Genomic DNA, 14153 nt, shown 5'->3' with positions numbered 1-14153 from the left:
GCTAGGGGTTGGTACGCCAGTCCGCCAGCCGCGCCCGCAGACTCGCCAGCACGGCGGGGGCCTGCTCGACGAGGAAGAAATGCCCGCCGGGGAACACTTCCACGGTGCACGGCCCGGTGGTGTGCCGCCGCCACGCCTCGGCTTCGTCCACTGTGCTCATCTCGTCGGCCTGTCCGATCAGGACGTGCACGGGGCAGGTCAGTTCCCGGCCAGGGGTGTGCGCGTACGTCTCCACCGCCTTGTAGTCGCCGCGGATGGCCGGGAGGATCATGCGGACCAGCTCGTCGTCGGCCAGGACGGCCGCGTCGGTGCCGCTGAGCTCCCGCAGCGCCCGCACGATGCCGTCGTCGTCGCGCAGATGGACCGTCTCGTGCCGCCGCGTCGAGGGCGCCCGCCGGCCGGAGGCGAACAGTCCGATGGGGACGATCCCCTCGGCCTCGAGCCGCCGGGCCACCTCGTACGCGACCATCGCGCCCATGCTGTGCCCGAAGAAGGCCACCGGCCGGTCGCACAGCGGCCGCAGCTCGGCGACGACGAGGTCCGCCAGCCGCTCGATGTCGTCGACGCAGGCTTCGCCGCGCCGGTCCTGGCGGCCGGGGTACTGCACGGCGACGACGTCGACACCGGGCGCGAGGGCACGGGCGACCGGGAAGTAGAAGGTGGCGGCGCCGCCGGCGTGCGGGAAGCAGACGAGCCGCAGGGGCGCCGCGGGGGCGGGATGGAACTGCCGGAACCAGAGCGAGAGGTTCTCGGTGACTGCTGACATAGCTAAGTGACTATTCCACGTCGACCTTTGTCGATCAACCCCTATGGCGCCCCTGGATTTCCGGTGCGCCGACCCGGCTGAGAGGCAAGAGGCCGACCAGTCCGCGCCCGACCGGCCTTCCGGTCGATGCCCCGCCACATCAACTCTCCTGTATATCCCTTATGGTCGGTGGCAGTAGAGACAGAGACGTCCTCGGCTCGACATGGCGGTGTCGCCGGTGGACAGTCATCAGTCTTGGCAATTGGGGTGGAGTTCACGTGCCCAGGGGTAGGCCGACAAGTACTTCGGCGCGGGGCGAAGTACTGTCATTTCTGCAGCAGAAGCTGGTCGCATGCTCGGCGGGCGCGGGCGGGCTGGTCATCGTCGAGGGCGGGACGGCGAGCGGCAAGACTCATCTATTGAACGATTTTCTGCGATTCGCGGCGGATTCGGGCACGCTCACTCTGAGCGCCACTGGCGCGCCGGACGAGCAGAATTACGGGACAGGAATTATTGAACAGCTGTTCATCAATTCGTCCGCGCTACCGGCTAATGTGGCGGATCAGGTCGCCGAGATCCTGCACGAGGTCGGCGAGCGCGTGGCCGGGGTCGCCGATCCCGAGGCCGCGCTGAGCCCGATCGTCCAGGAGATCCGACACATCCTGCTCGGCCTGGCCCGGGGGCGCACGATGGTCATCGGTGTCGACGACCTGCAGTACGCCGACGCCAGCTCCCTGCAACTGCTGCTGCAACTGCAGCGGCGCATCCGGTCGGTGCAGATCCTCATCGTGCTGACCCTGGACCGCGGCGACAGCTCCCGGCCGGAGATGACCGCGCACTTCGACCGGCTGCCCCACGACCGGCTGCATCTGCGGCCGCTGGACGACCAGGCGATCGCCGAGCTCACCGCGCCCATCGCCGGGCCGGTGACCGCCGAGCAGGCCACCCGCCTGCGTACGCTCAGCGCCGGCAATCCGATGCTGGCCGCCGCGCTGGCCGAGGACTTCGCCGGGGACGGCGAGGTCGTGGCGGGCACGGCCTTCGGCCGGGCGGTCGTGGCCCTGCTGCACCGGCACGAGCCCGCGCTGCGCGAGATCGCCGGGACGCTCGCGATGCTCGGCGAGTACGCCGGCCACGGCGCCCTCGCCCGCACGGCCGGGGTCAGCTCTGCGGTCGCGGAGGACGCCCTGGCGGTCTTGACGGATATCGGACTCATCGAGAACGGTCAATTCCGTCACCCGGCCGCGAAGGTGGCCGCCGCGGACGCCCTGCCGCCCGCGACGCGGTCACGGCTGCATCTTCAGGTGGCGCACGCGAAGTACCGGCAGGCCGCGCCGGCCGAGGAGATCGCCGGGCATCTCGTGGCGGCCGGACAGGTGGCGCCCGACTGGTCGACCGGGGTCCTGCGGCGCTCCGCCGAGATCGCCACCGTACGCGACGACCTGGCCTTCGCCGGCCGCTGCCTCGAACTGGCCCTGACGGCGACCACCGACCGGGCCGAGCGCCGGATGATCCGGGTGGCGCTCGCGCGGGTAACTTTCCGCGTCAACCCCTATGTGTCGGCTTCCTGTCTCGCCGCCCTCGACGAACCCGAGCCGGGCGTGCCGCCGGAGCGGGCGGAGTCGATGGCGCGGGCCCGGTTGTCACTGTGGAACGGCGACCGCGAAGGGCTGGCCGACGCCGTGAGCGGCTGGCACGAGTCCGGCCAGAAGATCGACTCCCGGTCGCGGGCCACCCTGACGCTGGCCGCCCAGTGGCACTTCGGCCCCGGCCACGCCGGTCCGGTCGCCCCCGTGGAGTCCGGCGCCGGCGACCGCGATCCCTGGTCGCAGACGACCGCCGGCCTGGCCGAGGTGTGGCGTACGCCCGGCAGCGCCGCGAGCACCGCCAGCGCCGAGCGCATCCTGCACAACTGCCCGCTGGAGGACTCCACTCTGGAGGCTCTGGCGACGGCCGTCACGGCACTGGCGTACGGCGGGCAGGGCGAATGCGCCGAGCGCTGGTGCGCCCAGCTGGTCGACCAGGCCGGCCGGCGCGGCGCCCTCACCTGGCAGGCCTTCCTCGGCGCGGTCGGCGCCGGGCTCGTCCTGCGGCGGGGCGCCCCCACCGAGGCCGCCGCCCAGGCCCGCCAGGCCCTGGACCGGCTGCCCGCCGAGAGCTGGGGGGTGTCGATCGCCCACCCGCTGGCGACTCTGGTCACCGCCGAGACCGTGGCCGGCCGGCACGAAGCGGCGGCCCGCGTCCTGCGCCACCCGGTGCCACCGGGCGCCTTCAAGACCATCGGCGGCCTGCTCTACCTGCGGGCCCGCGGCCGCTTCCAGCTCGCCACCGGCCGCCTGCTCGCCGCGATCAGCGACTTCATGGACTGCCGCCGGCTGCTGGACGCGCTCGAGGTGGACCTGCCGGCCCTGGTGCCCTGGCGGGCCGACCTCGCCGAGGCGTACCTGCGGTTCGGCAACGGCCCGGTCGCCCAGGAACTGGCCCGCCAGCAGCTGGCCCGGTCGCCGGAGGCCGACCCACGGGCCCGGGCGCTGGGACTGCGCGTCCTCGGCCTGGCCGCCACACCGGCCGAGGGTGCCGTCCTGCTGCGCCAGGCCGCCGACACCTTCCAGCGCGAGGGCGACCTCCTCGAAGCCACCGGCACCCGCAAACTCGCCGGAGCCACGGCGGCGGGTCCGCGTCCCCCGGCCACCCGCGTCTGGCGGGAGACCCCGCCGAGCCCGCCGCCCGAACCGCGCGAGGACCCGGCCGCCCAGACCGACGACCCGCTGGAGTCGATGGTGCTCAGCGAGGCCGAACTCCGCGTCGCCCAGCTGGCCGCGCTCGGCCAGACCAACCGCGAGATCGGCGGCAGCCTCTTCATCACGGTGAGCACGGTGGAGCAGCACCTCACCCGCGTCTACCGCAAGCTCGGCATCCGCAGCCGCAGCGAACTCCCCATGCAACTCATCGACTAACCAAGATCACCTTCAGACTCAAGGCTCTCTGGTTGCATGTGTGGGTAATCCGTCACCGCTGACGACATCGCTCCCGCCCGCCAGCGATCAATAACGGCGGCCGCCTTGATCAAATACCACCAATACGGCATCGCGAGGCCGATTTCCTTGATCAAATACCGTCATATAGGCGGGAGAACGCTTCCTTGCCGAATAGCCGGTACTTGATCAAGGCTATCCGCCGCGCCCTGCCGTAATGGCGGTAAACAATCACTCGAGGGACGGAGGTCGCCCTGTCAGACGTGAAGGCATGATCAAGTTCCCAAATCCTGCAGAAAACGGGCCGATTCCGCAGCTCCAGGGAACTCGATCACGCCATGGAGATCCACTACTACAGCATCCGGGTACTGGATCGAGACCCAGCGGCGGAGAGCCACCTTCATAGTCAAGATCATTTTGTCCCGGGTACGTCGATCTCACCTCCGCTCCTCGCGCGGGAGACCGTTCCGGCGCCGGAGGCGCCTCCACTGCCAGGTGAGTGGGGCGACGCATCCTCCACCGCGGTTCGGTCACCGTTTACCCCCTCACCCCTGACCTTTGTCGCGACTGTCCGATGTGGGCAGTCGGGTGGGCCGTGCACTCGAGGCGATCTTGACGGATGCCCGGTTGTACCCGCGTTTGGTCTCTGGCGAGGTGGACAAGTGGACCGGGCCCCCTGATTTCTTGATCATTTACGGCTGGGGCGTGATTCCGGCTGCCCTATGCATGATCAATTACGTCTCAGGTGTAGCCAAGGGCGGTCAACGCGCTCCAGAACCGTAAATGATCATGCACAAGCGGGCCGAATTCACACCCCAGCCGTCAACGATCACAAGCGTCGCCGGCAACCGAGCTTTCATATCGGACAGTCGCGACAAAGGCCGGTCCCGCGCCACCGCATCCGGCTCTCCGCCCGCATGTGTGTGATCGTTCGTGCAACGAAGAACGAGGCGGGTTGTCGTGACGACCGGGTACCCGCCTCGATCAAGGAGCCCAGGAGCTGTCAGGTCAGTTCGTCGTCGAGGATGGAGAAGAGCTCGTCGGCGGAGACCTCCGCAAGTGAATCCACATCGGACGCAGGCGTCCAGGCCGCCAGAAGGGCGCGGAGCCGAGCGGCCACGGACTCGTCGGCCACCGCCGACCGGGCTTCGTGTTCCAGCGCCGCCAGACCGGCCTCCACCCCGGAAACCCCAGAACGCCCCGAAACCCCGGAAACTCCCGAGTCACCCGACGAAGCGGTCAGCGTCTCGTCGAGGTACGCGGCCAGTGCCTCCGCCGACGGGTGGTCGAACACGACCGTGGCGGGCAGTCGCAGGCCGGTCGCCGCGTCGAGCTTGTTGCGCAGTTCGAGCGCGGTCAGCGAGTCGAAGCCGAGGTCGAGGAAGCCGGTCGCGGGGTCGATCGGGCGATCGCGGCCGAGGACCGCGACGGCCGTGACGCCGATGAGGTCGAGCAGCGCCTGCCGGCGGTCGGCCCCGGCGGGCAGTGTGAAGCCGGCGGCGGGGCGTTCCGTACGCGGAGCGGGCGTACGCGTGAGGGTCAGGCGGGCCGCGATGACGACCGGGTCCGGCGCGCCGAGGGCCGTGTCGAAGAGTGCCAGGCCCTCCTCGGCGCTGAGGGTACGCATGCCGCCGCGGGCCAGCCGGTCGCGGTCGGCGTCGGTGAGCCGGGCGCCCAGGCCGTCGCCGTCCCAGAGGCCCCAGGCGATCGACACCGCGGGCAGGCCGAGCGATCGCCGGTGGGCCGCCAGACCGTCGAGGTAGGTGTTGGCGGCGGCGTAGTTCGCCTGGCCGGGTGCGCCGAGGACGCCCGACGCGGACGAGAAGAGCACGAACGCGGCCAGGTCGAGGCCGGCGGTCAGGCGGTGGAGGTGCCAGGCCGCGTCGACCTTCGGGCGCAGCACGGCCGCCAGGCGGTCCGGGGTCAGGGCCGCCATGACGCCGTCGTCCACGATCCCGGCGGCGTGCACCACCCCGGTCAGCGGGTGGTCATCGGACACAGTGGACAGGGCTGCGCGTACACCTGATTCTGTGGACAGGTCGCAGGCGGCCACGGTGACCGTCGCGCCGAGGGCGAGCAGTTCGGCGCGCAGGTCTTCGGCGCCGCCGCGGCGGCTGGCGAGAACGAGGTGGCGCACGCCGTGCGCGGTGACGAGGTGGCGGGCGACGACGCGGCCGAGGGCGCCGGTGCCGCCGGTGACCAGGACCGTCCCTTGTGGATCGAACCTCGGCGCGGGGAGGCCGGGCGCGGCGCGCACGACGCGCGGCGCGAGGAGGCGCCCGTCGCGCACGGCGGCGAACGGCTCGGCCGGTGGCGGCACGAGCACCTCCGCCTGCGTCTCGACCAGCGTGAACCGGCCCGGGAACTCGGCGTTCGCGGCGGCGAGCAGGCCGCGCAGGGGCGCGTGGGCGAGTTGGCCGTCGGTCACGACGGCGAGCCGGGTGGCCGCGAACCGCCCGGTCACGGCCTGCGCGAGGGCGAGCGCGGCGCGCGCGGTCGCGTGCGCGGCCTCGGGCCCGTCGCCGGCCGGGGCCCGGAAGAACACGAGCGCCGGCTCCGCGAGGCCGTCCAGGTCCGCGACATCCTTGACCTCCACCGGGTGTACGCCGGAAGCCGGTGCGACGTCGGCCCAGTCGAGCGTGTGGAGCGGGTTGTCGGCGCCCAGGGGCCGTGAGGTGATCGCCGCGACGGTGAGGACGGGCGTTCCCGCGGGATCGACAGCCGTCAACACGGCGGCGCCGGACTCGCCGGGGGTGAGCCGGATGCGCAGGTCGCGGGCGCCGGTGGCGTGCAGGCGTACGCCCGACCAGCCGAACGGCACCTCGGCGGCCCCGGTCCCGGCGAGCGGCACGATGTGCAACGCCGCGTCCAGGAGCGCCGGGTGCAGTCCGAAGCCGCCCGCCGGTACGCCGTCCGGCAGGCTCACCTCGGCCAGCAGTTCGCCGCCGCGCCGCCAGGCGTTGCGCAGGCCCTGGAAGGCCGGGCCGTAGGCGTACCCGAGTCCGGTCAGGCGTTCGTAGGCGGCTGTGAGGTCGACGGGCTCCGCGTCCGCGGGCGGCCAGGCCGTCGCGACCGGCGGTGCGGGCGGCGCGTCCGGGCTCAGGGTTCCGCTCGCGTGGCGCTGCCAGGCGGCGTCCCCGGCGGCCGGTCGCGACCAGATCGTCAGGCGCCCCGCACTCGTGACGATGACGCGTACCTGGAGGGCGCCGGTGGCCGGAAGTTCGAGCGGGGCTTCGAGGATCAGCTCGGCCGGTTCGCCGGTGCCGGTCTCGTCGCCGGCACGTACGGCGAGTTCGACGAGCACCGTGGCGGGCACGAGGGTCCGCCCGCCGATGCGATGGTCGGCGAGCCACGGCTGGCCGGTCGCGGACCACTGTCCCGACAGGACCGTCGTGCCGGACTCGGGGTCCTCGGCGGCGGCCGTCAGCAGCGGGTGGCCGACCGGTCGCAGTCCGGCGGCCGCGACGTCGCCCGCCTGCGGGGTGGGGGTGAGCCAGTAGCGCCGGCGCTGGAATGCGTACGTGGGCAGGCGGAAAGGGTGACCGGGGGTCACCGGCCACGCGACGGTCTCCCCGGCGGTGTAACGCTCGGCGAGGCCGGTCAGCGCCGGGTCGGCCACTCCGCCGAAGACCGGCCCCTGATCCCCCGCGGCCAGGGCCTTGAGCCCGTCGAGCAGTTCGCCCGGGCCGGTGCCGAGGACGACCGCCCGGTGCCGGAAGTGCGAGCGGGTGGCGGCCAGCGCGTACGCGACGTCGGCCGGCACCCAGTCCGCGGTCTCGTCGACCCGGGCGAGCAGCCGGCCGGCCTGGGCGGCGAGAGCCTCGGGGGACTTCGCCGACAGCGGCCAGGCGACCGGGCCGTCAACTGCGGCGGAGGCAGGCGGCGGGACGGCGGGCGGTTCCTCGATCACGATGTGCGTGTTGGTGCCGCTGATCCCGAAGGAGCTGACGCCCGCCCGGCGGGGCCGCCCGGTCGCCGTCCAGGGCCGCGCCCCGGTCAGCAGCCCGACCCGGCCGGCCGTCCAGTCCACGTGCCGGGAGGCCTGGTCGGCGTGCAGCGTACGCGGCAGCCGCCCGTGCCGCAGCGCCATCGTCATCTTGATGATCCCGGCGACCCCGGCGGCGGCCTGCGTGTGCCCGACGTTCGACTTCAGCGATCCGAGCCACAGCGGTTGCGTGCGGTCCTGCCCGTACGCGGCCAGCAGCGCCTGCGCCTCGATCGGGTCGCCGAGAACGGTCCCGGTCCCGTGCCCCTCGACGACGTCCACATCGGACGGATGGAGCCCGGCGTCGGCGAGCGCCTTGCGGATGACCGCCTGCTGTGCGAGACCGTTGGGCGCGGTGAGCCCGTGCGAGGCGCCGTCCGACGTGACGGCCGTGCCCCGGATGACCGCGGCGACCGGGTGCCCGAGCCGCCGGGCGTCCGACAGCCGTTCCAGGATCAGCACGGCGCAGCCCTCCGACCACGCGGTCCCGTCGGCGCCGTCGCCGAACGACTTGCACCGGCCGTCCGGGGCCAAGCCGCGCTGGCGGGCGAAGTCCACGAAGATGCCCGGCGTGGCGAGCACCATGACGCCGCCGGCCACGGCCAGCGAGCACTCCCCCCGCCGCAGCGCGCGTACGCCGAGGTGCACCGCCACCGACGAGGAGGAACAGGCGGTGTCGATGCTCATCGCCGGGCCCTCGAAGCCCAGCGCGTACGCGACGCGGCCGGAGACCAGGCTCAGCTCGTTGCCGGTGACGCGGTAGCCCTCGGCGCCCTCGTCGGCGGTGCTGTCGTAGCCGCCGTAGTCCGAGGAGGCCGCGCCGGCGAAGACTCCGGTGTCGCTGCCGCGCAGGGGTTCGGGGTCGATCCCGGCGTCCTCGAACGCCTCCCAGACGCACTCCAGGAACACCCGCTGCTGGGGGTCCATCGCGACCGCCTCGCGCGGGGAGATGCCGAAGAAGTCGGCGTCGAACTCCTCGGGCGCGGTCATGAACCCGCCGCGGACGGCGTACGTGGTGCCGGGGTGGTCGGGGTCGGGGTGGTAGAGGTTGTCGAGATCCCAGCCCCGGGTCGTGGGGAAGCCGGAGATCGCGTCGGTCCCGCCGTCCACGAGCCGCCACAGCGCCTCGGGATCGTCGGCGCCGCCCGGCAGCCGGCAGGCCATGCCCACGATCGCGATCGGCTCCGCGTCGCCCTCGGCCAGCCGCTGGTTGTCCTGCTGCAGCCGCTTGACGTCGCGCAGCGCCTTGCGCAGGGCCTCGGTCAGGCGCTCGGTCGAGTCGGTCATCCCAGCCTCCCAGTGGCGTCACCGTCGGCGTACGCCAGGTCGATGAGCGCGTCGGCGTCCAGTTCCGCGAGATCGTCGTCCTCGGGGACCGCCGGATCGGCCGGGCGCAGCAGCGCGAGCAGGTGCTCCCCGAGCCGGCGCGGCGACGGGTGGTCGAACACGACCGTGGCGGGCAGCCGCAGACCCGTCGCGGCGGCGAGTCCGTTGCGCAGCTCCACCGTGGTCAGTGAGTCGAAGCCGAGATCGCCGAAGCGCTGGTACGCCTCGATCGCGGCGGCGTCGCCGTGGCCGAGGACCGCGGCGGCGTACTGGCGGACGAGGTCGGTGACCGCTTCCAGCGCGGCCGGCGCGTCGAGCGCGGCCAAGCGCTGCCGCAGGGCTGCTCCGGTGTCCACGGTCGCCGGTCGGGCGGCGGGACCGGCCAGCCCGGCGAGGATCGGCGCCACGTCCGCCCCGGATGTACGCAGCGCGGCGAGGTCGAGGCGGACGGCCACCGGATGCGGGTCGGTGCCGCCGAGGGCCTGGTCGAGCAGGGCCAGCCCGTCGGCCGTGCCGAGGACGCCGATCCCCGCGCGGGCCATCCGGCGCCGGTCGGCGTCGCTGAGCAGGGCGCCCATCCCGTCGCCGGCCCACAGCCCCCAGGCGACCGACAGCCCGGGCAGCCCGAGCCCGCGCCGGTACGCCGCCAGCCCGTCGAGCAGCGCGTTCGCGGCCGCGTAGTTCGCCTGCCCGGCGGCGCCCCAGACGCCCGCGACCGAGGAGAAGAGGACGAACATGGCGAGGTTCCGATCGGCGGTCGCCCGGTGCAGGGTCCACGCCGCGGCGGCCTTCGCCCGCAGGGCGGTGTCCCACTGCTCGGCTGTCATCGTGGCCAGCGTCGCGTCGGCGAGGACGCCCGCGCAGTGCACGACCCCGGACAGGTCCACACCGTCGAGCAGGCCGCGCAGCGCCTTCTCGTCGGCGACGTCACCGGCCGCCACGGTCACGCGCGCGCCGAGGCCCGTCAGGCGGGCGGACAGTTCCGCGGCGCCCGGCGCGTCCGGTCCGCGCCGGCTCACGAGCAGCAGATCGCGTACGCCGTGCGCGGTCACGAGGTGTTCGGCGACGAGGCCGCCGAGGGCACCGGTACCGCCGGTGACGAGCACGGTTCCGGGCAGGGCCGGCCGCCCCGCCGGCGCCGGGGCCGCGTGGGTCAGGTGCGGTGACAGGAGGCGGCCGTCGCGTACGGCGAGCTGACCGCCGGGGTCGGCGACGGCCGAGGGCAGGGCGAGCAGCGACACCGTCCGGTCGTCGACGTCGACGATCCCGAAGCGGCCGGGCGCCTCCTCCTGCGCGGAGCGGATCAGCCCCCACAGCGCCGCGGCGGCCGGGTCCGTGACGCTCTCGCCGACGGCGGCGGCCACGGCGCCCCGGGTCAGCAGCACGAGGCGCGACCGTTCCCAGCGAGGGTCGGTCAGCCAGCTCCGGACGAGTTCCAGCCCGCGCCGGCCCAGATCGGTGCCGTCGGCGTCGTCGGGTCGGCGGAAGGCGTCGGCGTCCGTGAAGAAGGGGGCGACCACGACGGCCGGCTCGCCGGCGAGGTCCGCCAGGTCCGCGACGGCCACCGGCGCCACGTCCAGGAGGTCGGCCGGCAGATCCGTCCCGACGAAGGCGATGTCGTCCAGCACGACGATGTCGTCCACCATGGACGGTGGAGCGGCGGCGGTCCAGGCGAGCGTCAGCAGGCTGCCGCGGCCGCTCACCGGCGCGGCCGGGCGGACGGTCACCGCGTCGGCCCGCAGGACCAGGGCGCCGGTGCCGTCGGCGCAGGTGACCTCGACGCCGTCCCCGCCCGCCGGACGCAGGCGTACGCGTACCGACGCGGGCCGCCCGGTGCCCAGGGTCACGCCGCTCCACGAGAACGGGACCATCGGCGGCCCGTCCGTGCCCGCCAGGGCCCCCGCGTGCAGGGCGGCGTCCAGCAGCGCCGGATGGATGCCGAACGTCCCGGCGGGCAGGGCAGCCGGGCGTACCACCTCGGCGTAGACCTCGTCGCCCCATCGCCAGGCGGCTCGCAGTCCCTGGAAGGCCGGGCCGTACCGCAGCCCGCCCGCGGCCAGGTCCTCGTACGCGCGGGTCAGGTCGATCGGCTCGGCACCCGGCGGCGGCCACTCGCCCGTCAGGCCGGGCGGCACCGGGACGGCGGCGGACAGCGTACCGGCGGCGTGCCGGGTCCAGTCGCCGTCGGTGCCGGGTCGCGAGTGGACGGTCACCGGGCGGTCGCCGGCGTGGTCCGGCGCGCCGACGCGTACCTGGAGGTGGACCGGTTCGGCGCCGTCGGTCGGCAGCGGCGCCGCCAGGACCAGTTCGACGAGGTGCGGGCAGCCGGCCATGGCGCCCGCGTACAGGGCCAGGTCGACGTAGGCGGTCGAGGGCAGGACGGGCCGCCCGGCGACGGCGTGGTCGGCGAGCCAGGCGTCCCCCGGCAACCGTCCCGTGAGGATGACCCCCTCGTCGCCGGGCAGCTGGACGACGGCACCGAGCAGGGGGTGCGCCGCGGCCGCCAGTCCCGCCCCGGCCACGTCCACGCGATCGGGGCGCAGCCAGTAGGGGCGGCGCTGGAAGGCGTACACGGGCAGGTCGACGCGGCGCGCTCCGCGGCCGGTGAAGACCGGTCGCCAGTCGACGGCCACACCGCGCACATGCAGCTCGCCCAGTGCCGCGGCGAACGCTTCGGCCTCGGACCGGTCGCGCCGCAGCACCGGTACGCAGACGTCGGCGTCCCCGTCGAGGGCGCGCGCGACGAGTCCCGTGAGCACGCCCGACGGCCCGACCTCGACGAACCGCCGGACCCCCGTGGCCGCGAGGGTCCGGACGGCGTCATGGAAGCGGACCGGCCGCCGGACCTGGCGTACCCAGTATTCGGGGTCGGTCAGCTCGCCCCGGGCGGCCGCCTCGCCGGTGACGGTGGAGACGACCGGGATCCGCGGCTCGGCGTAGGAGAGCCCGGCCGCCACCGCCCGGTACGCGGCCAGCATCGGCTCCATCAGCGGCGAGTGGAAAGCGTGCGAGACGCGCAGGGGCTGGGCGGTGTCGAACTTCGCGGCCACGGCGGCCACCTCGGCGGCCGCGCCGGAGATCACCACAGCGCGGGGACCGTTGACGGCGGCGAGGTCGACGCCGGGACCGAGCAGGGGGCGCACCTCGTCCTCGGTGGCGACGAGGGCGACCATCGCGCCGCCGGGCGGCAGTTCCTGCATCAGGCTCGCCCGGGCGGTGACGAGCGCGCAGGCGTCCGGCAGGGTCAGCACCCCGGCGGCGTGGGCGGCCGCGATCTCGCCGATCGAGTGCCCGGCCACGGCGTCCGGGGTCAGCCCGCACGTCTCCAGCAGCCGGAAGAGCGCCACTTCGACCGCGAACAGGGCCGGCTGGGCGTACCCGGTGCGGTCGAGGCGTTCGGCGTCGTTCCACAGGACGTCCCTCACCTCCCCCGGCAGGTACGCGAGCACGGCGTCGAGGGCGTCGGCGAAGGCCGGGAAGGTCTCGTGGAGTTCGCGGCCCATCCCGACCCGCTGCGCCCCCTGCCCCGTGAACAGGTACGCCAGCCGTCCTTCGCCGGGCGCCCCGGTGAGCAGCCCCGGCGCCGCGGTGCCGTCGGACAGGGCTCGCAGGGCCACGCGTACACCTGAAGTGATCATGGCTCGGTGCGGTAGCGCGGATCTGGAGGTGGCCAGGGAGAAGGCGACGTCGTCGGGGTGCTGTTCGTCCACAAGGGACAACAGCGCCGCGGCCTGGCCGCGCAGCGCGGCCGGGGTGCGGGCGGACAGCAGCCACGGCAGCGGGCCGCCGGTGCGCTCGGCCGGGACCGGCGCGACGGGACCGGCCGACACGACGGGCGCGGGTTCCTCGATGATGACGTGGGCGTTGGTGCCGCTGAGGCCGAAGGACGACACGCCCGCCCGCCGGGTACGCTCGCCGCGCGGCCACGGCCGGGCCTCGCGCAGCAGTTCGACGCGCCCGCCCGCCCAGTCCACATGCGACGACGGGACGTCGGCGTGCAGCGTGCGCGGCAGGCTCTCGTGGCCGAGCGCGAGGATCATCTTGACGATCCCGGCCACGCCCGCGGCGGCGTGCGTGTGGCCGATGTTGGACTTGACCGAGCCGAGCAGGACCGGCTCTTCGCGGCCCTGGCCGTAGGTGGCCAGCAGCGCTTCGGCCTCGATGGGGTCGCCGAGGGCGGTGCCGGTGCCGTGCGCCTCGATCGCATCCACATCGGACGCCTGGAGGCCGGCGGCGGCCAGGGCGGCGCGGATGACCCGCTGCTGCGCCTGGCCGTTGGGGGCGGTGAAGCCGTTGGAGGCGCCGTCGGAGTTGACGGCGCTGCCGCGCACGACCGCGAGGACGGGATGCCCGAGCCGTTCGGCGTCGGCGAGCCGCTCGACGAGCAGGACGGCGGCGCCCTCCGCGCAGCCGACGCCGTCCGCGCCGTCCCCGAAGGCCTTGCAGCGCCCGTCCGGCGCGAGGCCGCCCTGCTCGCTGAAGTAGACGAACATGTCGGGCTCGGCGAAGACCGTGACCCCGCCGACGAGCGCGAGCGAGCACTCCCCCGCCCGGAGCGCGGCCGCCGCGAGGTGCAGGGCGACCAGCGAGGAGGAGCAGGCGGTGTCGACCGTCAGGGCCGGCCCCTCCAACCCCAGCGTGTACGCCACCCGGCCGGAGACGAGGCTGCCGTCGCTGCTCGCGAGCGGGTAGTCGTGGACCATGACCCCGGCGTAGACCCCGGTCGGCGTGCCGCGCAGCGACAGCGGCGCGATGCCCGCCCGCTCGACGGCCTCCCAGGCGCACTCCAGCAGCAGCCGCTGCTGGGGGTCCATGGTCTGCGCCTCGCGGGGCGAGATGCCGAACAGGTCGGCGTCGAAGTCCCCGGCGGCGGCGACGAAGCCGCCGTGCCGCGATATGGTCCGATGTGGATAGAGCGACGCGACGTCCCAGCCGCGGTCGGCGGGGAACTCCCCGATGGCGTCGCCGCCGGCGGCCAGCAGCCGCCAGTACGCCTCCGGCGAGTCGGCGCCGGGCAGCCGGCAGGCCATGCCGACGACCGCGATCGGCTCGCTGAACCGGTCGACGCGGCGGCGCAGGCGTTCGTTGTCGGCGACCGACTGACGCAGGGCGTCGGCGAGCT

General features: G+C 74.1%; 3 protein-coding genes and 1 pseudogene. 1 reads left to right on the top strand and 3 read right to left on the bottom strand.

Going from position 1 to position 14153, the window contains the following annotated elements; genetic code table 11:
• Position 1: 1 nt before the first annotated feature.
• Complete coding sequence (locus tag G401_RS0124460; protein ID WP_027344558.1) at positions 2-766, bottom strand: thioesterase II family protein; 765 nt, start codon at positions 764-766, stop codon at positions 2-4.
• Between the two features lie 161 nt (positions 767-927).
• Here G401_RS0124460 and G401_RS0124455 point away from each other — a divergent pair, with 161 nt between their 5' ends.
• Positions 928-3702, top strand: a complete 2775-nt coding sequence (locus tag G401_RS0124455) for a helix-turn-helix transcriptional regulator (RefSeq protein ID WP_084557569.1) — start codon at positions 928-930, stop codon at positions 3700-3702.
• A 1021-nt stretch (positions 3703-4723) separates the two neighbouring features.
• Here the strand turns inward: G401_RS0124455 and G401_RS0124450 are convergent.
• Positions 4724-8992 carry a type I polyketide synthase gene (locus tag G401_RS0124450; RefSeq protein ID WP_027344556.1) on the bottom strand — a complete coding sequence of 1423 codons (4269 nt, stop codon included), beginning with the start codon at positions 8990-8992 and terminating at the stop codon, positions 4724-4726.
• Positions 8989-14151 (bottom strand): annotated as a pseudogene (locus tag G401_RS48080) (type I polyketide synthase); the annotation flags it as partial. The pseudogene G401_RS48080 and the gene G401_RS0124450, both read right to left, overlap by 4 nt.
• Between the last annotated feature and the right edge of the window lie 2 nt (positions 14152-14153).

Source organism: Hamadaea tsunoensis DSM 44101, from assembly GCF_000428945.1.
Taxonomy (GTDB): Bacteria; Actinomycetota; Actinomycetes; order Mycobacteriales; family Micromonosporaceae; genus Hamadaea; species Hamadaea tsunoensis.
The sequence above is the reverse complement of the archived record's forward strand: the minus strand, read 5'-3'. Positions and strand labels throughout refer to the sequence as shown.

Excerpts from the sequence above, each read along its gene's own strand:
- G401_RS0124460 (WP_027344558.1), bottom strand. The coding sequence starts at position 766 with ATGTCAGCAGTCACCGAGAACCTCTCGCTCTGGTTCCGGCAGTTCCAT.
- G401_RS0124455 (WP_084557569.1), top strand. The coding sequence starts at position 928 with ATGGTCGGTGGCAGTAGAGACAGAGACGTCCTCGGCTCGACATGGCGG.
- G401_RS0124450 (WP_027344556.1), bottom strand. The coding sequence starts at position 8,992 with ATGACCGACTCGACCGAGCGCCTGACCGAGGCCCTGCGCAAGGCGCTG.